This is a genomic window from Rhodococcus sp. PML026 (assembly GCF_000963615.1).
Lineage (GTDB): Bacteria > Actinomycetota > Actinomycetes > Mycobacteriales > Mycobacteriaceae > Rhodococcoides > Rhodococcoides fascians.
The window spans coordinates 120364-144983 of sequence record NZ_KQ031376.1 but is presented as its reverse complement, the minus strand read 5'-3'; the positions used below and the strand labels follow the sequence as shown (position 1 = coordinate 144983).

Genomic DNA, 24620 nt, shown 5'->3' with positions numbered 1-24620 from the left:
CGTCAGGCGGTGAGTTCTCGCAAGGCGGTGAGCTGCGCGACGCGTCCTGCGGTGTCCTCGGCCAACGGTGCGACGTTGAGTGTCGTCACGCCGGCTTCGGCGAAGGCTGCCACGCGCTCCTTGACGTAGCTCTCCGGTCCGATGAGATTCACCGAACGCGCGAGCTCGTCCGGAACCGCCGCTGCTGCTTCCTCTTTCTTGCCGGCGAGGTACAGGTCCTGAATCTTCTCGGCCTCGGCTTCGTAGCCGTAGCGCTGAGCAAGGGAGTTGTAGAAGTTCTTTCCCTTGGCTCCCATGCCGCCGATGTAGAGCGCCAGGTGCGGCTTGACCCAGGGGAGGTACTTGTCCGCGTCCTCGCCGATGGCCAGGGTGGGACTGGCGAACACCTCGAGTTCGCCGAGTGACGGATCGCGTTTGGCCTTGCCTGCGGCCAGCGATTCGCCCCACACGTCGGCTGCCTTCTCCGGGAAGTAGAAGATGGGCTGCCAGCCCTCTGCGATCTCTGCGGTGAGCTCGACGTTCTTCGGTCCGAGAGCGGCGATGACGACCGGAATTCGTTCGCGCACAGGGTGATTGATCAGCTTGAGTGGCTTGCCCAAGCCGGTTCCCTTGTCCGCCGGCAACGGGATCTGGTAGTGCTTGCCCTGATACTGCACTTTTTCTCGACGCCACACCTGGCGGCAGATCTCGATGACCTCACGGGTTCTGGCGATGGGTGCGTCGTACTTGACGCCGTGGAAACCCTCGACGACCTGTGGCCCGGATGCGCCGAGTCCGAGAACGAAGCGCCCGTCGGAAACGTAGTCGAGGCCGGCGGCCGTCATGGCCGTCAGCGACGGCGTTCTCGTGTAGATCTGGAAGATGCCCGACGCGATCTTGATCGTGCTCGTCTTGGCCGCAAGGAACCCGAGTTGACTGACGGCGTCGAAAGAATAGGCCTCGGGCACGAAGATGATGTCGAGGCCCGCCTTCTCGAGTTCGGCTACCTCGGCAACGGTCTCGGTGAAACCACCGCTGTAGTTCAGCATCGTTCCGATATGCATGGGACTCCTCGTTCTCGAGTAGCTGGTGGAGCTGCTCGGTTGTCTGTTACCGACGTTTCGTATCGGGACGTTACCGCTCGCCGGGGAACCGATGGGAGTCGGCGCACGTCATAGTGGGAAAGGGGCACTTCCAGCGGGAACGGGCGGGCGATGAGCGACGGATTCTGGGTGGACGCGGTCCGCGTGCGCGAGGTGGCGAACTCGATGACGGCGTCGGCGGAGGCCCTGGGCACGGCAGCCGATTCGATCGCATCACCGGGATTCGGTACCGCCGCCGCAGGACGGAACTACGGAGACCTGGGCGCGGCCTATCTCGACGCCCACTCCGGGCTCGGGCGAGCCGTCGGGGTGTGGCGATCGTCGGTCGACGACATCGCGGATGCCCTCGTCGCCGCGATGAGCGCGTACGAAATACAGGACGACGCCGGTGCCCACGCGATCGACTCGTTGCGGTGACTGTTTCTTCCACCTCGCCCGCCGAGGCAGCATCGGTCGACGAGATTCTCGACGCCAATGCCGTCGGGCTGCTGTATTTCGAGCGTTTCCTGCCGTTGGCCGAGCGCGTTCCCGGCAGCGAAGTCCCGCGCTACGACGAGGTGTGTGCACGGTACGACGAGCAGCGCGGCCTGAACCTGGAGGCTCTGGCGTCCGACGCAGATGCGGTCGGGGCTATGGCTGCGGCGCTGGGTGAACAATTGGACGAGCAGACGCAGCTCCTGATCGTTCTTCGACTGCGGTGGCACGGTGACGCCGGTGAGACGGCCCAGCGATATGTGGCCACCGAGCAGGAGAGAGCAGGGGTGCTTCTCGACTCGGTCGAGGATGCGCTGCAAACGATGTACGCGGCTGTGGACGTACTGCGTGAGGCTGTGACCGACAAGGCCGAGCTCGTCGGAAGCCTCGATACCGACGCCGTGGAAGGACACGATCCCGACCGAATCGATGCGCTTCTGCTGGCGTCGGGCATCGAGTGCGTCCCGGTCGACCGGGCAACCGTGTTCGCCCGCCTGGCACCGGCGTTTCCGGAATGGGCCGAGCGATTCGCGCGAGCAGACGTATCGGACGAGTTCGCGGCCGAGGTCGCCGACCGGTCTCGAGAATGGATCGAGGGCGAGTTCGTGCCACATGTGCAACGCACGTGTGCCGCAGTGTCGTCTGCCTGCACGGCCACGGACACGGCCGTTCGAGAGTGCCTGGCCCTGGTGGTGAAGGTCATCGAGGAAGTCGTCCACCCCGTGTTCGACGAGCTCGACGAGCGCAGTTGGGTGCCACTGGCTGTTGCTGAGAAATCGAGTGAGCGGTCGTCGCCCGAGAACTGCCCTGCGGCGGTCACGGCCGGAGCTGGGGGAGAGGCAGCCGTCACCGGACCCGCATCGGCAGCCCACCCTCCGTCCGAGGTGCCGGCCGCGGCTCCGCCGGCGCAACCGGCACCTGCTCCGGATGCACGTGCCACCGGTCCCACGGCGTGGGGCGAAACCGAGAACGACAATGGTCGTGAAGACAGTCGGGTCGATGCAGTCGCCGGACTCGTCGACGGCATTGTGGACGGCATTGTGGACGACATCGTGGACCGGGTTGTCGAGGCGCTCGGTGACACGACCGGCGACGGGAGTGTCAGCGACGAGACCGATGCCGACCCCACTGCAGAATCCGGACCCACCGCAGAACCCAACCCCGCCTCAGAACCCAACCCCACCGCAGAACCCAATCCGACTGCAACGCTCGATGATCCGCCCGCTTCGATCCCGTCGCCGGAATTCGGTGATGCATCGAAGGTCGTCGGCGAGCGCGGACATCTCGAGGCCGAACTCGACGGCCATCGTGCCCGTATCGCGCTCGAACACGATGGGGCCGTAACGCTTCGACTCGAGACACCGGGCCTCGGGGTGCGCACGTTCGAGTTGCGCGTCGGTCCCTTCGGGTTGCCGGAGATCGTCGAAGTTCCCGGGACCGTCGATCCGAGCGGTGTCGGGGTGTCGAACCGGTCTTCGGCGACCGTGGAACCGCCGGAGCCCGCCGCGGGGGATCGAACCACACCCGATGCAGAACCCGAGATCGAACCGGCACCTCCTTCTGCCGAGTCCGGCGCTCCCGAGCCGAACACAGCGACCTCACCGCCGGTGGATGTCGCACCGGCCGACGAGCCGCAGGTGGGTAGTGAACCGACGGACTTGCAGCCCGCATCGACCGCGGACACTCCGGAGGTATGCGTTCCGGAAACTTCGGGCGAGGAGCGCTCCGTCCGGCAGGGCTCGAACGAGACTCATGAGGTACCTGCAGCTCCCGTGGCCCCTCCGGTCACCGAACCTCAGCCCAGCTCGGCGGGGTCCGGCGCGGGCTTGAGCGAGGCGGGTGCACTGTGAATCCGGACCCCGCGTGGCGTCGTGAACTGCACCGTATTCGCGACGCGCATCGGTCGGCGATGGCGGATGCCGCCGAACGGCTACGAAATCCAAGAGAACCGGCGAGAACCGATGTGGGGCAGGGGGTTTCGGACCCGTCGAGCGGAGGCGACACTCGGTCGGCGGCGGGCTCGGTCCTGCGCCCGGCTCACCTGGATCGACGGCACGGCGCACCACACGTCGAACCGGACCCCGACGAGCAACCCCGATCGTGGCTGGTGTGACGACGCCGAGCCCGGTGGGTCAGCCGCGACCCAGCAGTGCCTTGATCGAGGCGGTCGCCTTCGGCTTGGGCTGCTCGGTCAGCGGCGCGTGAGGATCGACAGCACGGGTGCCGGCGATGTCGCCGTTCGTTCCGGCCAATTCCTCGTAGTCTGAGTCGCCGGTCAGGTGGTAGAGCAGAAATGCGGTCAGTGCAGCGCGGGTGCGTTGCTGGGTCTTGCGGTCGGAGCTGTTGACTCCCAGTGCGCGGAGCATTCGCCGGCCTTCGACGAATCCGTCTGCCGTCGAGCCGTCGATCCGTCGGAGGACGGATGGTCCGTGCCAGGCCTGGGCGAGAGCCAGTGAATTGTCGTTGAGCGAATCTGTGTTCGAGCTGTCGCCGACGACCAGTCCGGGCACGTCGAGGCCTGCGGCGGCGTCCTCGGACGACGGTGCCGTCGGTGCTGGAAACAGGGCGGCGACCGCTTTGACGTCCGGTCGTCGGGAGGCAGCGAGTACGGCGGTCCCGGCGCCCATCGCGTGACCGACTGTGGCCAGATTCTCGGGATGCACACTGATGTTGCCCGAGCCCAGGCGAACGCCGGTCATGATGTCGAGCACAGTGCCCAGGTCGGTGGCGAGTCCGCGGTGCGAGGGCACGAGGCCACGCTCGGTGTCGGGTGCTGCCACGACGAACCCCCACGACGCCAGGTGCTTCAGGGTGTCGGTGTAACTGCCGGGGCGCAGCATCCAACCGTGCGCGAACGCCACACCGGGCAGGCCGAAGCCTTCGGCCGGGGTGTAGACGACGCCAGGTTGCCCGGCCAGGGCCAGGTTCCCTCTGAGTACCTTGTGCGGGCCACGCTTGGAGAGAGCAGATGCCAGCTTCTTCGGTTTCGCCACGAGAGATGACGCTACCGAATGTGCTCGGGTATGGGGACGCCGGACACGGCGACCTGAGCGAATGGGTCGTGCGCGTCGTGCCGAGTACCCTGATGCACCATGTGCGGAATCGTTGGATATGTCGGCCACCGCCCAGCTTTGGGTGTGGTGGTCGAGGCGCTTCGGCGTATGGAATATCGGGGCTACGACTCCGCAGGAATCGCGATACTGGACGGCGCGGGCTCTACCGCGGTGGAGCGCAAGGCCGGGCGTCTGGCAAACCTCGAGGCCGAACTGGACGACATCGGCACCGATACGTTCGTCGGGACCACCGGCATGGGACACACGCGGTGGGCGACCCACGGGCGTCCGACCGACCGCAACGCTCACCCACATCGCGACGCGTCCGGAACGGTGGCGGTGGTGCACAACGGCATCATCGAGAACTTCGGTCCGCTGCGTGCCGAACTCGAAACGGCGGGTGTGGAGTTCCTGTCCGACACCGATACCGAGGTCGCTGTCCACCTCGTCGCTCGGGCATACGCGGACGGGCCCACCGCGGGCGATTTCGTCGCCAGTGCGAAGGCGGTGCTGCGTCGCCTCGAAGGTGCGTTCACGCTGGTCTTCACTCATTCCGATCACGCGGACACGATCGTCGCTGCGCGTAGGTCCACCCCTCTGGTGCTCGGAGTCGGCGAGGGCGAGATGTTCCTCGGGTCCGATGTCGCAGCATTCATCGAGCACACGCGCGACGCCGTCGAACTCGGGCAGGACCAGGTCGTAGTCATCACGGCCGATGGCTACGACATCAGCGATTTCGACGGCAACGACGCGCAGGGGCGTCCGTTCCGGATCGATTGGGACCTCGCGGCCGCCGAGAAGGGCGGCCACGACTACTTCATGCTCAAGGAAATCCAGGAGCAGCCCGCCGCCGTGGCCGACACGTTGCTCGGCCACTTCGACAAGGGCCGGATCGTGCTCGACGAGCAGCGTCTCTCCGATCAGGAACTGCGTGACGTCGACAAGGTGTTCGTCGTCGCCTGTGGCAGTGCCTACCACTCCGGTCTGCTCGCCAAGTACGCCATCGAGCACTGGACGCGGCTGCCGGTGGAAGTGGAACTGGCCAGCGAGTTCCGCTATCGCGACCCGGTACTGGATCGGTCGACCCTGGTCGTTGCGATCTCGCAGTCCGGCGAGACCGCCGACACCCTCGAAGCAGTGCGGCACGCCAAGGACCAGAAGGCGCGCGTTCTTGCGGTGTGCAACACCAACGGCTCGCAGATTCCCCGCGAGGCCGACGCAGTTCTGTACACGCGTGCAGGTCCGGAGATCGGCGTCGCGTCGACCAAGGCGTTTCTCGCCCAGGTGACCGCGAACTACCTCGTCGGCTTGGCTCTTGCTCAGGCGCGCGGCACCAAGTACCCGGACGAGGTGGCGCGCGAGTTCGCCGAACTCGAAGCGATGCCGGAGTTGGTGCAGCGGGTGCTCGAGACGGTCGAGCCGGTGCGTGCGCTCGCGCGCGAGCTGTCGACGTCGTCGACGATCCTGTTCCTCGGTCGACACGTCGGTTACCCCGTCGCTCTCGAAGGCGCGCTCAAGCTCAAGGAGCTCGCCTACATGCATGCGGAGGGCTTCGCCGCCGGTGAGCTCAAGCACGGTCCGATCGCGCTGATCGAGGACGGCGTTCCGGTCATCATCGTCATGCCGTCGCCCAAGGGCCGTGCGGTGCTGCACTCGAAGATGCTCAGCAACATCCGCGAGATCCAGGCCCGCGGCGCTCGGACGGTCGTCATCGCGGAGGAGGGCGACGAAGCGGTCCGGCCTTTCGCGGACAGCCTCATCGAGATCCCGGCGGCGTCGACACTGCTGCAGCCTTTGCTCTCGACGATTCCGCTGCAGGTCTTCGCAGCCGAGGTCGCTCAGGCGCGCGGCTACGACGTGGACAAGCCGCGAAATCTGGCCAAGTCCGTCACGGTCGAGTAGTAGGACCGGCGGGGCTCGACACACACGACGGCACGAGCGGGAGGACCTCGGCATGCGCGGCTACTACACACCCGAGCAGATCAGGAACGCCGAGGCTCCGCTGCTGCGATCGTTGCCCGACGGCACGTTGATGCGCCGCGCTGCGTACGGCTTGGCCTCGGTGGTGGCGCGCGAGCTCTTCTCGCGAACCGGCGGCGTCGCGGGGCGACGAGTACTGATACTGGTCGGATCGGGAGACAACGGCGGAGACGGCCTGTGGTCAGGTGCGTTCCTGCGCAGGCGCGGCGTCGCGGTGTCCGCGCTGCTGCTCGATCCGGACCGTGTGCACACCGAAGGTCTTGCGGCCCTGCGAGCCTCGGGGGGACGGGTCGTCACGGAGCCGGACGATCCGGACCTCGTCATCGACGCCATCGTCGGGATATCCGGGAAGGGTCCGCTGCGTCCCCACGCTGCCGGGATGGTCGACCGGATCACCGCGCCCGTTGTCTCCGTGGACATTCCCAGTGGCGTCGATGCAGAAACCGGTGAGGTGTCGGGACCGGCGGTGACCGCCGACGTCACCGTCACGTTCGGCGCTCGCAAACCGGTGCACGTGTTGGCCGTACCTCGTTGCGGCCGAATCGACGTGGTCGACATCGGGCTGACCCTGCCGACGCCCGAGATCGAGTCCTTCGAGCCGGCCGATGTAGGCCGAATCTGGCCGATTCCCACCGCGTCGGACGACAAGTACTCGCAGGGAGTCGTCGGCGTGTTGGCCGGCAGCGCCACGTATCCCGGGGCCGCGTTGCTGTGTGTCGGCGCAGCCGTCGCCGCCACGTCCGGGATGGTTCGGTACGTGGGAAGTGCCGGCGCAGAAGTGGTCTCGCACCACCCGGAGGTCGTCGTCGCACCGGATCTGGATGCAGCGGGGAGGGTGCAGTCGTGGGTCGTCGGCCCCGGCTTCGGCACTGACGAATCCTCGGCGGACATCGTGCGTCGAGTTCTCGAATCGAATCTGCCGGTGGTCGTCGACGCCGATGCATTGACGATCCTCGCGGACAACGAGCAGTGGGTCGTCGATCGCACTGCACCGACGCTGTTGACCCCGCACGCCGGGGAGTTCGCCCGCCTGACCGGATCGGAACCCGGTCCCGACCGCGTAGCGGCCGTACGAGGCCTCGCCGCTCGGTGGGGCGTCACCGTGCTGCTCAAGGGCCGCGCGACGGTCGTCGCCGACTCGGACGGCACCGCGTTCGTCAGTGACGCGGGCGGATCCGCCGCGTCCACCGCCGGATCCGGGGACGTGCTGTCCGGCGTCCTCGGTGCCCTACTCGCAACCGGAATGGCACCGTCGACCGCGGCCGCGTGCGGGGCCAAAGTGCACGCACTGGCCGCAGCCCATGCCGCGCACGGAGCCGATGGCGAATTCGCCGCCCCGATCTCGGCGACACCGTTGTCGAACAGCCTGCGAGAAGCCATCCGGACGGTCCGCTCGGTCGCTGTCTGAGCTGCACTGGGCTCGCCGGCCGACCTGACGGTGTGTCATGAGTTGTGCCACCTGATCCGTGGTGTGTGCGGCAGGGATGGCACTATCGAATGTTGTGACTATCGGTAACGGCGACGTGGAGACCGATCCGCGGACGGATTCGGGTGCTCTGGCAACCGTCGATCTCGATGCCGTGGCCCACAATGTCCGGGTTCTGCAGGAATTCGCAGGCGACGCCGCCGTGATGGCCGTCCTGAAATCCGACGCCTACAACCACGGGGCAGGCCCCGTGGCACACGCTGCCGTCGCGGCCGGCGTGCATGAATTCGGGGTCACGACCATCGGCGAGGCCCTCGAATTGCGCGCAGCCGGAATCACCGTGCCGGTGCTGGCGTGGCTGCACCGGGCCGATTCGGACTTCGGTGCTGCGATCGCCGAGAACATCGGAGTCGGGGTCTCCACGGCCGGCCAGCTGAACTCGGTGATCGCCGCAGCCAGGCGGACCGGTCTCACCGCCGACCTCTCGCTCAAGATCGATACCGGCCTCAATCGCAACGGCGTTGCGCGGGCGGACCTCGACGTCGTCCTGGATGCCACCGCGTCCGCCGTCGCCGAGGGGTCCGTGCGATTGACGGGGATGTTCTCGCATCTCGCCTGTGCCGACGAACCGAATCACCCGGCCAACGACGCCCAGGCAGAGCGGCTCCGCGACGCGGTTGCCCGCGCCGGCCGGCGCGGTATCTCGCCGGCCGTCGTGCATCTGTCCAACTCGGCGGCAACGCTGACCAGGCCGGACCTCGGTTTCGACATGGTGCGTCCGGGTATTGCGCTGTACGGCCTGTCGCCGGTGCCCGATATGGGAGATTTCGGCTTGCGTCCAGTCATGACATTGTCCGCGCAGGTGGCCCACATCAAGAAGGTGAACCGAGGTGAATCGGTGTCGTACGGATACACCTGGACAGCTCCGACCGACACGGTGGTCGCACTGGTGGCGCTGGGTTACGCCGACGGGGTCGTGCGCCGACTCAGCGGTCGTTTCGAGGTGACCATCGACGGTCGTCGCTACCCGTCGGTGGGGCGCGTGTGCATGGACCAATTCGTCGTCGATCTCGGCGGCGACAGCTCGGGTGTCGCCATCGGCGACGAGGCGATACTGTTCGGGCCGGGGGACAGCGGAGAGCCGCACGCTCAGGATTGGGCGGATGCGCTCGACACCATCGGCTACGAGGTCGTCACCGGCGTTCGTGGACGTGTTCGACGTCGTTTCGTCGGCACGCGCTCAGGGGAGGCGACGAAGTAGGCCATGCTGGGATTGCTGGAGAGTCTTGCGATAGTGGTGCGGGAGACGGCGTTTCGATCCAACAAGGATCCGCTGGCGACCGAGAATCTCGACCTGATGGACGCCGATCGAGGCAGTATCGTCACGGCGGACGACGGTGTTCCGCTGGCGGTCCGCGAGGTGGGGCCGGCGGATGCACAACTGACCGTCGTGTTCGTGCATGGATACTGCCTGCGCATGTCGTCGTGGCATTTCCAACGACGTGCGCTCGAACAGCAGTGGGGTTCGAGCGTGCGCATGGTGTTCTACGACCAGCGCGGTCATGGCCGCTCCGGGGTGCCAAGTGCAAGCAGTTGCACCATCGGTCAGCTCGGCCTCGACCTCGACGCGGTCATCCGTTCGGTCGTGCCCAAGGGACGCATCGTCCTGGTCGGGCACTCGATGGGCGGCATGTCGATTCTTTCCATGGCGCGCCAGCGGTCGTCCGTCGTCCGGCAGCGAGTGATCGGTGCCGTGCTGATCTCCACTACGGCTGCCGGCCTCGCACAGACGGGAGTCGGCCGCAGCCTGCAGAATCCGGCGGTCGATGCTTTTCGACTGGCTGTACGCACGTCACCCGGCCTGGTGCAATTCGGGCGAGGAGCGGTGCGCGCCATCATTTCACCGGTGCTGCGCGCGGCCTCGTACGGAACGCGGGTGTCTCCTCGGCTGGTGGCATTCTCGCAGTCGATGATCGACGACACCTCCGTTGTCACCATCGTGAATTTTCTCGAGACCCTCGAACTGCACGACGAGTCGGCGGCTCTGGCGGAATTCGAGAACATTCCGGTGTCGGTGGTGTGCGGCGACGAGGATTGGATCATTCCCTTCGCGAGTTCGGAAGCACTCACCGACGCCCTGCCGAAATCGGAGATGGTGCGGGTGCGTCAAGGTGGGCACCTGGTGCAGTTGGAGTTCCCCGAACAGGTCAACGGTGCGATCCTTCGCCTGGTGGCGCGAGCATCGGAGCCCAAGAAGAAGCGGTGGGGCGTTGTCTGATTCCGAGAGTCCACCGAACTCGCGGCTCGACCTGCCCGTCGAGGCCGAACTGGCGACGGCGACGGACACTGCCGAGTTCGGTGCTCGGCTCGCGGACATTCTGGTCGCCGGCGATCTCGTCGTACTCGACGGTCCGCTCGGTGCGGGGAAGACCGCGATGACCAAGGGGATCGCGGCGGGTCTCGGAGTGCACGGTCGCGTCACCTCACCGACGTTCGTCATCGCCCGCGAGCATCGACCAGGCGTGCGCCCCAACGGTTTACCGCCTGTCGCCCTCGTGCACGTCGACGCCTACCGTCTGGGTATGACGGGACAGTCCGCGTTCGACGAGCTGGACGCGTTGGACCTCGATACCGATCTCGAGCACGCCGTCGTCGTCGTCGAGTGGGGCGAGGGCGTGGTGGAGACCCTGACGGATCAGCATGTCTCCGTGCGCTTGTCACGCGATCCGGAATCGGACGTCCGAAGGGTGAGTGCTCGACGGGTGAATGGCGATGCGCTCGGCCGCCCACCCGCGTGAGCACCGAAGCCCGGCGCGCCCGTAACGGCACTCGACGAAGCGTGCGATGCGGGTATCCCGGGTTCGTGGTGCCGCGGCTACGGGAGTGCTGGGTGCGGCCACCGGGCGGGTAGCCTTGATCCTCGTGCTCGTACTTGCCGTGGACACCTCTACCCCTGCCGTCACCGCAGGTGTGGTGCGGTTGTCCGACTCCGCTGCCGACGGAGCCGATGTCACCACCGTCGCCACCCGCATCAAGGTCGACGCGCGATCGCACGCCGATGTTCTGACTCCTCACATCCTCGAGTGCCTGGCCGAGGCCGGAATCGTGGCTGCCGATCTCGCGGCCGTCGTCGTGGGGGTGGGCCCCGGTCCGTACACCGGCCTGCGGGTGGGGATGGCGACCGCGGCTGCATTCGGTGATGCGCTCGGACTGCCGGTCCACGGTGTCTGCAGTCTCGACGCGATCGCGGCAGACGTCGACGAATCCGGATCGCTGTTGGTGGTCACGGACGCACGTCGTCGCGAAATCTATTGGGCACGTTACGAAGCCGGGGTTCGGGTAGCGGGCCCCCACGTGATCGCTCCGGCCGAACTGGAGCACGGAGGTGTCGACGCCGTTGCCGGTTCCGCGCCGCATGCCGCACTGTTCGGGTTGCCGGTGCGTGACGTGCAGGCCCCGTCCCCGGCAGGTCTGGTCCGGGTGGCTGCCACCGACATCGGCAGCGGGACTGTACCGGGACCGCTCGTTCCGCTCTATCTGCGGCGGCCGGACGCGAAGACACTCGCCGAACGGGCTGCGGAGAAGGCCGCTCGATGACGGTGACGATCGAACCGATGACGGTGCACGACTGCGCACGATGCGCGTATCTGGAGACGGTGCTCTTCGAGGGTGACGACCCGTGGTCGGCAGACGCATTCGTCGCGGAACTGGCTGCGCCGCACAATCATTACGTCACGGCGAAGGAGGCCGGCGAGATCGTCGGTTATGCGGGAATCTCTCTGCTGGGGCAACCGAGCCGCGGCGCATTCGTCGCCGGTGAGGCCGAGGTGCACACCATCGGAGTCGATCCCGCGCACCATCGCCGGGGGATCGGCGGACGACTGTTGAGCGAATTGTTGCGCGTCGCCGACGATCACGGTGGGCCGGTGTTTCTCGAGGTGCGCACCGACAACGACCCGGCCATCGAGTTGTACCGACGTGAGGGCTTCGAGATCGTGGGTACCAGGGCGAAGTACTACCAGCCCAGCGGAGCCGATGCGTTCACCATGCGTCGGCCGGAGAAGACGGAGGCTGCCCGATGATCGTCATGGGTATCGAAAGCTCCTGCGACGAAACAGGAGTCGGCATCGTTCGCTGGCGCGACTCGGGTGTGTGCGAGTTGCTGGCCGACGAGGTGGCATCCAGTGTCGACGAGCACGCCCGGTACGGCGGAGTGGTGCCCGAGGTGGCGTCGAGGGCCCACCTCGAGGCCATGGTTCCGACGATGCGCCGCGCTCTCGCCGCCGCCGACATCGATCGTCCCGACGCGGTCGCAGTGACCATCGGACCAGGACTGGCCGGCGCCTTGCTGGTCGGAGTTGCCGCTGCCAAGGCCTACGCAGCGGCGTGGGACGTCCCCTTCTACGCCGTCAATCATCTGGGCGGCCACGTCGCGGTCGACACCCTCGAGCACGGTCCGATGCCGTCGTGCGTGGCACTTCTGGTCTCCGGTGGCCACACTCATCTGTTGCACGTCGACGATCTGTCCAGGCCCATCGCGGAACTGGGTACCACTGTCGACGACGCGGCCGGTGAGGCGTTCGACAAGGTGGCCCGCCTGCTCGGTCTGGGCTACCCGGGCGGTCCGGCGCTCGACGATGCGGCGCGCGAAGGCGATCCGACTGCAATTGCTTTTCCGCGCGGAATGACCGGCCCACGGGACGCGCGCTACGACTTCTCGTTCTCGGGGGTCAAGACGGCCGTCGCCCGCTTCGTCGAGGCCCGTCAGCAGGCCGGAGATCCGATTCCGGTCGCCGACATCGCGGCGTCGTTCCAGGAGTCCGTTGCGGATGTGTTGACGATGAAGGCGGTACGCGCCGCGACCGACGTGAACGTCGACACCGTCGTTCTCGGTGGCGGTGCAACGGCCAACTCGCGGATCCGCTCGTTGATCGAATCACGGTGCGCCGAAAACGGTTTGACGCTGAGAATTCCGAAGCCGCGGCTGTGTACCGACAACGGTGTCATGATTGCCGCCCTCGGTGCTCACCTGGTTGCCGGGGGCGCGGCACCGTCGGCTCTGACAGCGGTGACGGACCCCGGCCTGTCGGTCGCGACCAGTCAGGTTCCCGGCTGAGCGTCCTGAGGGGGCTCGGAGGTTCGCGGCGCTGCCGTGTCCGGTGACGTCCGGGGTTCGACGCTCTGACCGGACACAGCAGGTGGTGGTGACCAGACCGTCGGCGGAGCGGTCAATTCCGGAGTGGAATCCGAGCCACGGACGACCGTCGTGGGGACGGTGATCGATCCGGTCGGGACTTCCGAGCTTTCCGGAACCGACCCTGCCGAGGGTCGAGGTGTCGGTCCTGGGCTGAGCTCGATCGGGCCGGACGGCGTGGTGGGTTCGGAAGTCTCACCCGGGGCCGGGGTCGGCTCGACGGGCGAGCTGGTGGTCGGCGCGGGCGTCGTCGTGGGCTCGGGCGAGACCGGCGTCGACGGCTTGACGGTGACGCTGGTGCCCGCGTCGGGGGACGACGACTCCGGTGCCGGATCCATGGGCCAGTCGATCCGCGGGAGGTCGGGAGCAGGTCGCAACGTCGGCGTGGTGGTCGGTGCGGAGGACGCGGGGAGTCGGGACGTCGGACGCGAGGAATTGGCTGTGGTCGCTGCGGGGCCGATCGGGTCAGCCGAGTAACGGGTCGAAGTCGGCGTATCGCTCGGCGAGTAGCCCTCGGCTGCGGGTCGTCCTGCGTCCCCGGCTGCGACGGGTTCGGTGGCGCTACCGGCAGGGGACACGCTGGGGTCGTCTGCCGGGGTCATCGTCTGCAGCCCGTAGGCGAGGACCAGCCCGCCTGCGACGACGGCCGCCGCGATCGCACCCGAGTAGCGACCCATCCGGCCCGCAGTCCGGCGTGCGGCCGAGACCAGGGGGTAATCGTTGTCGGTCACCGACGCGGCGACGACGGCCGCGCCCACGGCGAGCACGGCATCCGGCTCGGGGAGGCGAACGATGCGTGCATGGAACGTGTCGGTCAGAGACTTAGCCAGCAGCGGGATGTGGGCACCGCCGCCGATCAGCACGATGGCCTCGGGTTCGTGGGTGCTTTCGTCGAACACGCTGCGCACGAACTGCGCTGCCTCGTCGAAGAGGGGCGACGCAGCGGTCTCGAAAGCAGCGCGGCTCACGGTGAGCGGTACACCGCTGTATCGCTCGATGCGTGCTTCGTTCTCGTGTGAGAGCAGTTCTTTGATCGCCCGGTACCGCGCCGATCCGATTCCGCGGTCGTCGCGAATGTCGTCTCGCAGATTGTCGAGCGTCATGTTCTGAACAAGGTCCTTGACCAGTGCGTCGAGAACGACGCCGCCGATGGCCTCGGATCGGCCGTAGGACAGAACGACCCCGTCGGTACGGCGGGCCACGGTCACCGACAGTCCACTGGCTCCCAGGTCCACCAGGGCGATGGTGTCGTACCCGTCGACCAGACCGGTGGTGGCCAGATGTGCCGACGCGGCGGCGGCTTCCGGAACGAGCCGAACGTCTCGCGTGGTGTGTGCGAGTGCAGCGCGGATGCGCGCCGCATGTTCTTCGGTTCGGAAGGTGACTGCGATGGAATCGGGCTGCCGGTCGCCGGGAACGAGGGACGCCATCAGCTCGACCGCGGACGTCACGAGATCACCGACATCGATCTTCGCCTGGCGATCCGCCGAGACGGTGCGGTATTCGACCGCATGGCTGCCGTCGGATTCGACGGTGACCAGGGCTGCGCACACGCCCTCGGATCCGGTGGATACACCGACTCCTACCCGCATGGTGTACCTCCGCCCCGTTGTCCGTGTGTGGGAACCGTTCGGTTCCGCCGATGTCGTGCAGTGCCTCTCGTCTGTCGAGTCGTGGCACGGCTGTCGATCGTTATCGTTCGGACAGCTCCGTTATCGTAACGTTACCGATCCCGTTGCGCGACCGTAATAATCTGCTCGGTCGGTTACTTCGCAGGCTCGGGTGCGGCCTCACCTGCACCTTCGGCAGTGTCGCGGCGTCGAGAAAAAAGTGTGGGAATCCCCGTGTCGCGTGCCGAGGCGACCGGTGCGGGTCGGGTGGAAGTGCGATCCGGCCGAGTCGGTCTCCCGAACGCAAGCCTGGCGAACCCAGCCCTTGAGTGCTGGCACTCTCGTGTATAGAGTGCTAGTTGGCACCGAGCGAAGTCCCGGCACCCGCGACGACGGGACCGAGTTTCGTGCCGAGTTTGTCAGGACCGCACGAGAAGTACTTACACACAGCTGTCCGGGGATCCGACCCCGGACGCGTACCCCATAACTTTGGAGGGCTCAACGTGGCGAGCGTGAAAATCAAGCCGCTCGAGGACAAGATCCTCGTCCAGGCCAACGAGGCCGAGACGACGACCGCCTCCGGTCTGGTCATCCCCGACACAGCCAAGGAGAAGCCCCAGGAGGGCACCGTCGTCGCCGTTGGCGAAGGCCGTGTCACCGAGAAGGGCAACCGAATCCCGGTCGACGTCAAAGAAGGTGACACCGTCATCTACAGCAAGTACGGCGGCACCGAGATCAAGTACGCCGGCGAGGAGTACCTGATTCTGTCGGCACGCGACGTGCTGGCAGTCATCGCCAAGTAGGCCACAACGCATCCCGCCCCGGAATCCGATTTCAGTGTCGGTCCCGGGGCGGAGTGCGTTCGATCGAGTTTCTTTACTCGAAGGAGTAACACCGAAACATGGCAAAGCAAATCCAATTCAACGAGGAAGCGCGCCGCTCTCTCGAGCGCGGCGTCGACAAGCTCGCCGACGCAGTCAAGGTCACTCTCGGACCGCGTGGTCGCCACGTCGTCCTCTCCAAGGCCTTCGGTGGCCCCACGGTCACCAACGACGGTGTGTCGATCGCTCGTGAAATCGACCTGGAAGATCCGTTCGAGAACCTCGGCGCCCAGTTGGTCAAGAGCGTCGCCACCAAGACGAACGACGTCGCAGGCGACGGCACCACCACGGCGACCGTTCTCGCACAGGCTCTCGTCCGCGGCGGACTGAAGAACATCGCCGCCGGAGCCAACCCCATCGCGCTGGGCACCGGTATCTCCAAGGCAGCGGACAAGGTTGCCGAGGCACTGCTCGCCGCCGCCACCCCGGTCGAGGGCAAGCAGGCCATCGCTCAGGTTGCCACCGTGTCCTCGCGGGACCCCGAGATCGGCGAACTCGTCGGTGAGGCGCTCACTCGCGTCGGTGCAGACGGCGTAGTCACCGTCGAGGAGTCCTCGACTCTGCTCACCGAGCTGTCGGTCACCGAGGGCGTCCAGTTCGACAAGGGCTACCTCTCGCCGTACTTCGTCACCGACGTCGACACGCAGGAAGCTGTGCTCGAGGACGCCTACGTCCTGCTGTACCGCGAGAAGATCACCTCGCTTCCCGACTTCCTTCCGCTGTTGGAGAAGGTTGCCGAGAGCGGCAAGCCGTTGCTGATCATCGCCGAGGACACCGAGGGTGAGGTTCTGTCGACTCTGGTCGTGAACTCCATCCGCAAGACGATCAAGGCCGTTGCCGTCAAGGCTCCGTTCTTCGGCGACCGTCGCAAGGCGTTCCTCGACGACCTCGCAGTCGTCACCGCAGGCCAGGTCATCACTGCAGATGTCGGCCTGAGCCTGAAGGAAGCCGGCCTCGAGCTGCTCGGCCGGGCGCGTCGCGTCGTCGTCACCAAGGACGAGACGACAATCGTCGACGGCGCCGGCTCGCAGGACGACATCGATGCCCGCGTCGGCCAGCTTCGTCGCGAGATCGAGAACACCGACTCCGAGTGGGATCGTGAAAAGCTCGAAGAGCGGCTCGCGAAGCTCTCCGGCGGCATCGCCGTCATCAAGGTCGGTGCCGCAACCGAGACCGAGCTCAAGGAACGCAAGTTCCGCGTCGACGATGCAGTTGCAGCGGCCAAGGCTGCAGTGGAAGAAGGCATCGTTCCCGGCGGTGGCTCCGCTCTGACTCAGGCCGCGTTGTCGCTGGCCGACGATCTCGGCCTCACCGGTGACGAAGCCACCGGCGTCGCAGTGGTGCGCACTGCACTGAACGCACCGCTGTTCTGGATCGCCACCAACGCCGGCATCGACGGTTCCGTCGTCGTCAGCAAGGTGGCCGAGTTGCCGAAGGGCCACGGTTTCAACGCTGCGACCCTGACGTACGGCGACCTGCTTGCCGACGGTGTGGTGGATCCGGTGAAGGTGACCCGATCTGCCGTGGTCAACGCCGCATCCGTCGCGCGCATGATCCTGACGACGGAGAGCTCCATCGTCGAGAAGCCCGAAGAAGAATCCGAGGCCGCAACCGGCCACGGACACGCTCACTGATTTTCGGGTAGTACGACGAAACCCCCAACCCGAACGGGTTGGGGGTTTCGTCGTGTGTGCAGCTGTGAATGTCGTGTGCTCAGACCGCGATGCGACGGCGGTTGTGCCGGGCGTGCAATTCGCGCTCCGTCTCGGACATCCCTCCCCAGATGCCGTACGGCTCGCTGACGTTGAGTGCGTGGGTGCGGCACTGAGCGAGTACCGGACAGCTGCGGCACATCTCTTTGGCGCGCATCTCTCGCTGTGCTCGCGCCCGACCCCGCTCGCCGTCGGGGTGGAAGAACATGGACGAGTCGACGCCACGGCACAAGCCGTGCATCTGCCAATCCCAAATATCGGCGTTCGGCCCAGGGAGGTGATTCGGCTGCGGCATGGAAACTCCTAGGGTGGTGTGGCTTCGACGGATTCGTGATCCGAACAGCGACAACGTTATGTGGGTCGACGAAATCGAGTCAATAGAGCTCGATCGTGGGCAAATGCATAGCGGGAGGGCGAAGAATTAACACGCTCGATATTTACTTCGAGCCGCTCTCATGTGTGCGCCTCCGGTTGAGAAATCGGCCGAGTCGGGAGACGATGCTCATGGCACGACGCGGCGCAGGATCGACGGTGACGTGTCGGCGCGAGCCGGTGCCGCTCCGAATTTCACCGCGCGTTTCTCGAAGACCTGCAGCTCGAAGGTGTTGTCGCAGAGCGTCGAGCGGTGGCGGGCCGGGTTCGGCGTCGCTGCACGAGCGGCCGAGCGGATCGAGCGAGGAGTCGGTCGTTGTTGCCGAACGATTCCGATCGGCGGTGTCGAATGTGCCCGACGCATTCTTCTCCGACTCCGATAAACGACCCGCCGTTTAACCCATTCGCCACACAGCGTTCAGACAACTGTTTCCGAAACAACACCTATTCACATTGTTAATTCTGTGAAAACTGCAGCGGCGTCCTGAAAGGTCGTCGTGAATGCGACAGCCGTCCGGCGCGACATTCGCATTCGTGCGTTGCGTGTCCGTCGTTCTCGGTCGGCCGACTCGCGTGCCTGCAGTCCGTCCGTGGCCATACCCTGACGTCGTGCACAGTGTTTCGAAGTCCTCGCGCGTCACCGGAGAGCCCGATTGCATCGGGCTCTCGCTGAAAAAGGCGGCGTTCGGAGCAGACCCCGGTCGAACCGACCTACCGGCGGCTACCGATGCGCGGCAGAGTTGGTGCCGCGGCGTCGCACTGGCCGGCCAGGGTCGGTACAACGCTGCCCGGGTCGAGCTCCGGCGGTTCCGGCCGACGTCGCAGGCGCTCGAGTCCCTGTACGAGTCGACCAGGGCGTCATGGCTACGCCAGGTCGGTCGGCACCGGCTCGCCCGCGGGTTCGACGGGAGGGCGGTGTTCCTGATCGGGCTCACCGGCGAGGCGCGAACGACGGACGCGGTGGAGGCGCGCAGTGATGCGCTGGTCGGACTGGCGGCGGATGCACTGGGGACCGGCCGATTCGGGTTCGCGGATGCGTTCCTGGCGCGCAACGCAGAGCTGCTCTCGGTGCGTGGCGGGTCGGATCTGTGGCGTCCGGCGCTGCGCGCGCACTGGGTGGCAGCCGAGCTGGCAATGATGCGTGGGGACGGCTCGGGAGCGCTCCGACACGCCGAGTCTGCTCGCGCACTTGCCGACGACACCGATTCGTTACGGCATCGCATCAAAACCGATCTGGTGATGGCCGCTGCCCTGAGCTGCGCCGGTGCGACCGAGCGCGCACGTGCAGGAGCCGTCGACGTGGCCTGCGCTGCGGCGATGCACGGTTTACTGCCCCTGCGCTGGGCCGCGACGATGCTGTGCGAAGGAACCGGGGGAGCGGATCCGAACATGGTTCCGGCGCGCGACCTGGGAGCCGCACTCGAACGACTGGGTGGATCCGCGGTCGGTTGACCTGGACCGTAGCCGCACACGGACCGAGCGGTTCGATTGTGGGCCGTCGGTATCGCTATCCTTGGTTCGTTCCACCACCACGTGGAAGCGCTCCCAGGCGGGTGCGTACCTGTAACGCGGGGAAATTTGTCGACGATGAACAGTGCGGGTGAGGAGTTGGACTCTTTCGTCGTTGCCGCAGCGCAAGGCGATCGACTGGCTCTGTCCCGGGTCTTGGAATTCATCCGACCACTCGTCGTCCGGTATTGCCGGGCTCGAGTCGGTTCGGCTGAGCGTGGTCAGCTTTCGGCCGACGACGTGGCGCAGGAGGTCTGTTTGGCAGTCATGACCGCCTTGCCGCGTTACCAGGATCAAGGTCGTCCGTTCATGGCATTCGTGTACGGCATCGCGGCGCACAAGGTCGCAGATGCTCATCGCAGTGCGTCGCGTAACAAATCGGACCCGGCCGCCGAAGTACCAGATGTCGTGTCGACAGAACACGGTCCGGAGCAGCGAGCTCTGGAATCCGAGTCGAGTCGTCAGATGACTGCACTACTGGACACCTTGCCCGCCAAGCACCGCGAGATTCTGGTGCTCCGACTCATCGTCGGATTGTCGGCCGAGGAGACGGCAGCTGCGGTCGGCAGCACTGCAGGCGCTATCCGCGTGGCTCAGCACCGAGCTATCGCAAAACTGAAGAACGAAGTTGTGAGAGCAGGTGAAATGTATGGCTAGGGACAATGGTCACGGTGGCACCGGTGAGACCCCGCGTCGCGGAATCTCGCGTATCGGAGAGCACGTGACACCCACTGGACCGAAGCAGAACGATCCCTATGCCGACATCGGCGCAGACGGTGGTCCCGTGGACCTCGTCGCCGTTCGTCGTGACGATGCCTTCATCGACGCGATCAGTGGTGACGGACCGATCGCAACCGATGATGCGGACGATTACCAACTCGCGCTCCTGCTCGCCAATTGGCGAGCGGACGTGATCACACCGTCCATGCCGGCCGGTCCTTCTCTCGACACCGTTGTCGCGGCCGTCGAGCGCGAGAAGATGGCTGCCGACATGGCGCGATCCAGCGCTGCGAACCGCGGGGGCCGGATGCGACTGTTGCGTCCTCTCGCCGGTGCCGCCGCCGCGATCGCGGTCGTGATGGGCGGTCTGGTGGTCATCTCGTACAACTCGACGCCCGAGGATCCGCTGTGGAGCGTCAAGTCGGTCGTGTTCTCCGAGCAGGCCGATTCGACTGTCGCGCAGATAGATACGACGTCGAAGCTGCAGGAGGCGGAGAACCTTCTGTCGTCCGGCGATGCCGACGCTGCCCGCGCTCTTCTCGACGGTGCATCGAACCGCAGTTCTGCGGTCATCGACGATGCTCAGCGAGCCGAACTCGACCAGTGGCTGGCCCGTTTGCTGCAGGAGTTGCAGGCCATGACGGTGCCGCCCGTGGTACCTCCGATGGGTGTGGCCCCGGCAGCCCCGTTGTCGGTGCCCAGCCAAGCAACTCTGGTTCCGACGGCTCCGGTGGAGACGGTTGCACCGGAATCCACCGCGGTTCCGAGCACGCCGAATCCGGAAACGACGACACCGGTCAGCCCGCCCGTCACCACGAGTCCGAGTCCGACGACCACCGACGTCACACCGACGGTGCTCGACAACCCGAATCAGCCGACGGCCACTGCCAGTGGCAGTTCGCCCGAGAACGGCGACCGCATGTCGGTTCCGTCCGGCGGAAGCTGAGCGACAGGCCCTGTTCGACGACGCAGACCGTGAACAACGAAGAAGCCCGACACGATGATCGTGTCGGGCTTCTTCGTTTGTCTGGGGTCTCAGCTCTCGAAACCGTCTCCGTGCAGAGCGTCGTTCATGGATGCATCGGCGAAACCACGGCAGTAATCCCACGTGACGTACGCGTCGGGCACCGGGTCGTAGGCCGGCTCGTGCGGGCGCACGGTGCCGTCGACGAGCAGCTGCAGCAGATTCGCACGCAGCATGTCCCAGTCGTGGTAGTGGTCCTGCTGGCAGTCCTCGCAGCACACGACGAGTCCACGGATACCGCGGTGGCCGAGGAGTGCCTCGTAGACAGCGAGGTCCGCCAAGTCTTCTTCTACGGCCAGCCGTTCTTGGGGATCGAGAGGCTGGCCGGGCTCGATTGCATCGAGGGCGGCCGACGGGTCGGCGGGGTCTCCGGCGAACGGATCCGGGGGTAGACCGGGAGGCAGTTGATCGCGCACGCCTCCACGGTACGCAGAACTGGTGGGTCTGCGCCAGCCGTTCGAGCGCGACATGCCGGACGATCCGTACCGCCGGACCCGTCGGGTCTTCGATTCGGTGCCTCCGAGCGTCCGCAGCGGGAGGCGTGCGCACTGATTGTGCCGCAGGCCGATACCATGGTTCCCGGCGCTGAACAGATGAGTGCAAGTGCCGAAACTCCATCCGTTCTCCAACACCGCACCGCGGTGCGCCTGCGAGCTCTCACCGGCCGCATGCCGCGCCCACGATGCAACCAGGCTCTAGGGAGGGCCAGATTCGTATGAGTAGTCCCGGAGCCCACGTCCGCACAGGCGGCGACGATCCCAACAAGGTCGCGATGCTCGGCCTCACGTTCGACGACGTCCTGCTGCTGCCGGCCGCTTCGGATCTGATCCCCAGCGCCGTGGACACGTCCAGTCAGATCACCCGCGAGATCAGGCTGCGAGTCCCGCTGGTCAGTTCTGCGATGGATACCGTCACCGAGGCGCGGATGGCCATTGCTATGGCACGTGCAGGCGGCATGGGTGTGCTGCACCGCAATCTCTCGCTGCACGATCAGGCGTCTCAGGTCGAGACCGTCAAGCGCTCGGAGGCCGGGATGGTCACCGACCCGGTCACCTGCAAGCCCACCGACTCGCTGGCCGAGGTCGACGCGATGTGTGCGCGCTTCCGTATCTCGGGGCTCCCGGTCACCGACGAGACCGGTGCGCTGGTCGGCATCATCACCAACCGCGACATGCGGTTCGAGGTGGATCAGAACCGTCGCGTCGCCGACGTCATGACGAAGGCACCGTTGATCACCGCGCAGGAGGGGGTCACCGCCGAAGCGGCCCTCGGCCTGCTGCGTCGCCACAAGATCGAGAAGCTACCGATCGTCGACGGCAAAGGCGCACTCACCGGCCTGATCACGGTGAAGGACTTCGTCAAGACCGAGCAGCACCCCGACGCCACCAAGGACCGTGACGGTCGTCTGCTGGTCGGAGCAGCAGTGGGCGTCGGGCAGGATGCCTGGGCCAGGTCGATGGCACTGACCGATGCCGGCGTCGACGTCATCATCGTCGACACCGCGCACGGCCACAATTCTCAGGTGCTCGAGATGGTCAGCAAGCTCAAAGCAGAGGTGGGCGAGCGCGTTCAGGTCGTCGGCGGAAACGTCGCCACCCGCGCGGGCGCACTCGCCCTCGTCGAGGCCGGTGCCGATGCGGTGAAGGTGGGCGTCGGACCCGGATCGATCTGCACCACCCGCGTGGTCGCCGGCGTCGGCGCTCCGCAGATCACCGCCATCCTCGAAGCCGTGGCCGCGTGCAAGCCGCACGGTGTGCCGGTCATCGCCGACGGCGGTATGCAGTTCTCCGGTGACATCGCCAAGGCACTCGCTGCAGGCGCGTCGACCGCGATGCTCGGATCGTTGCTGGCCGGCACCGCCGAGTCTCCGGGGGAGCTGATCCTGGTCGGTGGCAAGCAGTTCAAGAGCTACCGCGGCATGGGCTCGCTCGGTGCGATGCAGGGACGCGGGGGAGCGAAGTCGTTCTCGAAGGACCGCTACTTCCAGGACGACGTGCTGGCCGAGGACAAGCTGGTTCCCGAGGGGATCGAGGGACGCGTCCCGTACCGGGGTCCGTTGAACCAGGTCATCCACCAGCTCACCGGTGGGTTGCGCGCTGCCATGGGGTACACCGGGTCGACGTCCATCGAGCACCTGCAGCAGGCTCAGTTCGTGCAGATCACCGCGGCCGGTCTCAAGGAGAGCCACCCGCACGACATCACGATGACCGCTGAGGCTCCGAACTACACCACCCGATAGTCGTGTCGGCCCGTGTGGCCGATCGATTCGCTCTCGAAGTAGAAAGGTGCGCGCGTGCGCGACCTCGTTGAAATCGGCATGGGCAGAGAAGCCCGCCGCACCTACCAGCTGGACGACGTCGATATCGTGCCGTCTCGGCGCACCCGGTCGTCCAAGGAGGTGTCGACTGCCTGGCAGCTCGATGCCTACCGGTTCGACATCCCGGTGCTCGCCCATCCGACCGATGCGTTGGTCTCGCCTGCGTTCGCCATCGAGCTCGGTAAGCAAGGCGGGCTCGGGGTGATCAACGGCGAAGGGCTGTGGGCGCGGCACGCCGACGTGCAGGCCAAGCTCGATCAGTTGATCCACATCGCCGAGACCGATCTCGATCCCGACGCGCCGATCGCATTCCTGCAGGAACTGCACGCTGCGCCGTTGCAGCCCGATCTGTTGGCCGCCGCAGTGGGCCAGGTGCGTGATGCAGGCGTCACTGTCGCTGTACGAGTGAGCCCGCAGAACGCCCGTGCTCTGACGCCTGCGCTGATCGCATCGGGTCTGGATCTGCTGGTCATCCAGGGCACGATCATCTCCGCCGAGCACGTTGCGCACGGCGACGACGAGCCGCTCAACCTCAAGACGTTCATCGCAGAGCTCGACGTCCCCGTCATCGCCGGCGGCGTCAGCGATCACCGGACCGCGTTGCACCTGATGCGCACGGGTGCGGCCGGCGTCATCGTGGGCTACGGCTCCGTCGAAGGCGGCACCACCACCGGTGAAGTTCTCGGCATCGGTGTTCCGATGGCCACTGCGATCGCCGACGCGGCGGCCGCACGTCGGGACTACCTGGACGAAACCGGTGGACGCTACGTGCACGTCATCGCCGACGGTGACATCACCACGTCCGGCGCACTGGCGAAAGCCATCGCCTGCGGCGCAGATGCTGCGGTGCTCGGTGCGCCGTTGGCCGTGGCCGCCGAGGCTCCCGGTGGCGGCTGGTACTGGCCGTCCGCCGCGGCGCATCCGTCGATGCCGCGTGGCGCGTTGCTGCCGATGTCCGCGGGGGAGCGTCCGAGCCTCGATCAGGTGCTGCACGGACCGTCGCGTGAGTCGTACGGCTCGATCAATCTGGTGGGTGGGCTGCGTCGCTCGATGGCGAAGTCGGGCTACTCCGATCTGAAGGAATTTCAGAAGGTGGGCCTGAACGTTCGGGCCTGACAGAACCCCCATACGACAGGGCGCGCACTCGATCTCCGGGTGCGCGCCCTGTGTCGTTCGTCGGGCATGTCCCGGTAAGCCGACCCTCGGTTGGTGATACCTTCCGTAACAGCTAGAATCGCTTGTGGCGGTAGTCACACAGCGATGTGC

22 protein-coding genes are annotated in these 24620 nt (G+C 66.3%); 17 read left to right on the top strand and 5 right to left on the bottom strand.

Annotated elements, in window-relative coordinates; translation table 11 throughout:
* Positions 1–2 precede the first annotated feature (2 nt).
* Positions 3–1043, bottom strand: a complete 1041-nt coding sequence (locus VF34_RS20360) for an LLM class F420-dependent oxidoreductase (protein WP_027496347.1) — start codon at positions 1041–1043, stop codon at positions 3–5.
* Positions 1044–1193: 150 nt separating this feature from the next.
* On the opposite strand from VF34_RS20360, the gene VF34_RS20355 reads away from it, so the two are divergent.
* Both VF34_RS20355 and VF34_RS20350 read left to right on the top strand, forming a co-directional pair.
* A complete protein-coding gene (locus VF34_RS20355) occupies positions 1194–1499 on the top strand; it encodes a type VII secretion target (RefSeq protein WP_027496348.1) in 306 nt (101 codons plus the stop codon).
* Complete coding sequence (locus tag VF34_RS20350) at positions 1496–3406, top strand: hypothetical protein (RefSeq protein WP_032374675.1); 1911 nt, start codon at positions 1496–1498, stop codon at positions 3404–3406. Before VF34_RS20355 ends, VF34_RS20350 begins: the two co-directional genes overlap by 4 nt.
* A 282-nt stretch (positions 3407–3688) precedes the next feature.
* On the opposite strand, the gene VF34_RS20340 is transcribed toward VF34_RS20350, so the two are convergent.
* Positions 3689–4549 (bottom strand): dienelactone hydrolase family protein, encoded by an 861-nt coding sequence (locus VF34_RS20340; protein WP_032374673.1) that lies wholly within the window; start codon positions 4547–4549, stop codon positions 3689–3691.
* Between the two features lie 99 nt (positions 4550–4648).
* Here VF34_RS20340 and glmS point away from each other — a divergent pair, with 99 nt between their 5' ends.
* The 8 genes from glmS (at position 4649) to tsaD (ending at position 13131) form a co-directional block, all read left to right on the top strand.
* Positions 4649–6511: a glutamine--fructose-6-phosphate transaminase (isomerizing) gene (glmS, locus tag VF34_RS20335; RefSeq protein ID WP_032374672.1), complete on the top strand. Its 1863-nt coding sequence runs from the start codon at positions 4649–4651 to the stop codon at positions 6509–6511.
* Positions 6512–6563: 52 nt separating this feature from the next.
* A complete protein-coding gene (locus tag VF34_RS20330) occupies positions 6564–7997 on the top strand; it encodes a bifunctional ADP-dependent NAD(P)H-hydrate dehydratase/NAD(P)H-hydrate epimerase (RefSeq protein WP_032374671.1) in 1434 nt (477 codons plus the stop codon).
* Between the two features lie 76 nt (positions 7998–8073).
* Entirely contained in the window at positions 8074–9276 is a 1203-nt protein-coding gene (gene alr, locus VF34_RS25055) for an alanine racemase (protein WP_080731003.1), read from the top strand.
* Positions 9277–9279: 3 nt separating this feature from the next.
* Complete coding sequence (locus VF34_RS25050; protein WP_027496355.1) at positions 9280–10293, top strand: alpha/beta fold hydrolase; 1014 nt, start codon at positions 9280–9282, stop codon at positions 10291–10293.
* Positions 10286–10813, top strand: a complete 528-nt coding sequence (gene tsaE / locus VF34_RS20315; protein ID WP_032374670.1) for a tRNA (adenosine(37)-N6)-threonylcarbamoyltransferase complex ATPase subunit type 1 TsaE — start codon at positions 10286–10288, stop codon at positions 10811–10813. The genes VF34_RS25050 and tsaE overlap by 8 nt, the downstream gene beginning before the upstream one ends.
* Positions 10814–10937: 124 nt before the next feature.
* Positions 10938–11612, top strand: coding sequence for a tRNA (adenosine(37)-N6)-threonylcarbamoyltransferase complex dimerization subunit type 1 TsaB (gene tsaB / locus VF34_RS20310; protein ID WP_032374695.1), 675 nt, complete (start codon positions 10938–10940; stop codon positions 11610–11612).
* Positions 11609–12097: a ribosomal protein S18-alanine N-acetyltransferase gene (rimI, locus tag VF34_RS20305; protein ID WP_027496358.1), complete on the top strand. Its 489-nt coding sequence runs from the start codon at positions 11609–11611 to the stop codon at positions 12095–12097. Before tsaB ends, rimI begins: the two co-directional genes overlap by 4 nt.
* The gene (gene tsaD / locus VF34_RS20300; RefSeq protein ID WP_032374669.1) at positions 12094–13131 is read left to right on the top strand and encodes a tRNA (adenosine(37)-N6)-threonylcarbamoyltransferase complex transferase subunit TsaD; all 1038 of its coding nucleotides are present in this window, start codon (positions 12094–12096) and stop codon (positions 13129–13131) included. Before rimI ends, tsaD begins: the two co-directional genes overlap by 4 nt.
* Here the strand turns inward: tsaD and VF34_RS20295 are convergent.
* Positions 13116–14801, bottom strand: a complete 1686-nt coding sequence (locus tag VF34_RS20295; RefSeq protein ID WP_052718698.1) for a DUF7159 family protein — start codon at positions 14799–14801, stop codon at positions 13116–13118. The two genes, tsaD and VF34_RS20295, sit on opposite strands and share 16 nt — an antisense overlap.
* A gap of 521 nt (positions 14802–15322) precedes the next feature.
* Between VF34_RS20295 and groES the strand changes: the two genes are divergently transcribed.
* Positions 15323–15622 (top strand): co-chaperone GroES, encoded by a 300-nt coding sequence (groES, locus tag VF34_RS20290; RefSeq protein ID WP_008718149.1) that lies wholly within the window; start codon positions 15323–15325, stop codon positions 15620–15622.
* Positions 15623–15720: 98 nt separating this feature from the next.
* Positions 15721–17334 (top strand): chaperonin GroEL, encoded by a 1614-nt coding sequence (gene groL / locus VF34_RS20285; RefSeq protein WP_027496360.1) that lies wholly within the window; start codon positions 15721–15723, stop codon positions 17332–17334.
* A 79-nt stretch (positions 17335–17413) separates the two neighbouring features.
* Here the strand turns inward: groL and VF34_RS20280 are convergent, their stop codons facing one another.
* A complete protein-coding gene (locus tag VF34_RS20280; protein ID WP_027496361.1) occupies positions 17414–17707 on the bottom strand; it encodes a WhiB family transcriptional regulator in 294 nt (97 codons plus the stop codon).
* A gap of 686 nt (positions 17708–18393) precedes the next feature.
* Here VF34_RS20280 and VF34_RS20270 point away from each other — a divergent pair.
* The 3 genes from VF34_RS20270 to VF34_RS20260 all read left to right on the top strand — a co-directional run bounded on the left by VF34_RS20270 (position 18394) and on the right by VF34_RS20260 (position 20959).
* Positions 18394–19236: a hypothetical protein gene (locus VF34_RS20270; protein WP_080733357.1), complete on the top strand. Its 843-nt coding sequence runs from the start codon at positions 18394–18396 to the stop codon at positions 19234–19236.
* A gap of 135 nt (positions 19237–19371) precedes the next feature.
* On the top strand, positions 19372–19950 hold the full coding sequence (locus tag VF34_RS20265; protein ID WP_027496363.1) for a sigma-70 family RNA polymerase sigma factor: 579 nt from the start codon (positions 19372–19374) through the stop codon (positions 19948–19950).
* Positions 19943–20959, top strand: a complete 1017-nt coding sequence (locus VF34_RS20260) for an anti-sigma-D factor RsdA (protein ID WP_045841989.1) — start codon at positions 19943–19945, stop codon at positions 20957–20959. The genes VF34_RS20265 and VF34_RS20260 overlap by 8 nt, the downstream gene beginning before the upstream one ends.
* A gap of 89 nt (positions 20960–21048) precedes the next feature.
* Here the strand turns inward: VF34_RS20260 and VF34_RS20255 are convergent, their stop codons facing one another.
* On the bottom strand, positions 21049–21453 hold the full coding sequence (locus VF34_RS20255; RefSeq protein WP_027496364.1) for a DUF5319 domain-containing protein: 405 nt from the start codon (positions 21451–21453) through the stop codon (positions 21049–21051).
* 299 nt (positions 21454–21752) lie between these two features.
* On the opposite strand from VF34_RS20255, the gene guaB reads away from it, so the two are divergent.
* Both guaB and VF34_RS20245 read left to right on the top strand, forming a co-directional pair.
* Complete coding sequence (guaB, locus tag VF34_RS20250; protein ID WP_032365609.1) at positions 21753–23276, top strand: IMP dehydrogenase; 1524 nt, start codon at positions 21753–21755, stop codon at positions 23274–23276.
* A gap of 54 nt (positions 23277–23330) precedes the next feature.
* Positions 23331–24470 (top strand): GuaB3 family IMP dehydrogenase-related protein, encoded by a 1140-nt coding sequence (locus VF34_RS20245; RefSeq protein WP_027496367.1) that lies wholly within the window; start codon positions 23331–23333, stop codon positions 24468–24470.
* Positions 24471–24620: the final 150 nt, after the last annotated feature.

Excerpts from the sequence above, each read along its gene's own strand:
- VF34_RS20355 (WP_027496348.1), top strand. The coding sequence starts at position 1,194 with ATGAGCGACGGATTCTGGGTGGACGCGGTCCGCGTGCGCGAGGTGGCG.
- glmS (WP_032374672.1), top strand. The coding sequence starts at position 4,649 with ATGTGCGGAATCGTTGGATATGTCGGCCACCGCCCAGCTTTGGGTGTG.
- VF34_RS20330 (WP_032374671.1), top strand. The coding sequence starts at position 6,564 with ATGCGCGGCTACTACACACCCGAGCAGATCAGGAACGCCGAGGCTCCG.
- VF34_RS20360 (WP_027496347.1), bottom strand. The coding sequence starts at position 1,043 with ATGCATATCGGAACGATGCTGAACTACAGCGGTGGTTTCACCGAGACC.
- VF34_RS20265 (WP_027496363.1), top strand. The coding sequence starts at position 19,372 with ATGAACAGTGCGGGTGAGGAGTTGGACTCTTTCGTCGTTGCCGCAGCG.
- groL (WP_027496360.1), top strand. The coding sequence starts at position 15,721 with ATGGCAAAGCAAATCCAATTCAACGAGGAAGCGCGCCGCTCTCTCGAG.
- tsaD (WP_032374669.1), top strand. The coding sequence starts at position 12,094 with ATGATCGTCATGGGTATCGAAAGCTCCTGCGACGAAACAGGAGTCGGC.
- VF34_RS20295 (WP_052718698.1), bottom strand. The coding sequence starts at position 14,801 with ATGCGGGTAGGAGTCGGTGTATCCACCGGATCCGAGGGCGTGTGCGCA.
- VF34_RS20260 (WP_045841989.1), top strand. The coding sequence starts at position 19,943 with ATGGCTAGGGACAATGGTCACGGTGGCACCGGTGAGACCCCGCGTCGC.
- guaB (WP_032365609.1), top strand. The coding sequence starts at position 21,753 with ATGAGTAGTCCCGGAGCCCACGTCCGCACAGGCGGCGACGATCCCAAC.
- VF34_RS25050 (WP_027496355.1), top strand. The coding sequence starts at position 9,280 with ATGCTGGGATTGCTGGAGAGTCTTGCGATAGTGGTGCGGGAGACGGCG.
- alr (WP_080731003.1), top strand. The coding sequence starts at position 8,074 with ATGGCACTATCGAATGTTGTGACTATCGGTAACGGCGACGTGGAGACC.
- VF34_RS20280 (WP_027496361.1), bottom strand. The coding sequence starts at position 17,707 with ATGCCGCAGCCGAATCACCTCCCTGGGCCGAACGCCGATATTTGGGAT.
- rimI (WP_027496358.1), top strand. The coding sequence starts at position 11,609 with ATGACGGTGACGATCGAACCGATGACGGTGCACGACTGCGCACGATGC.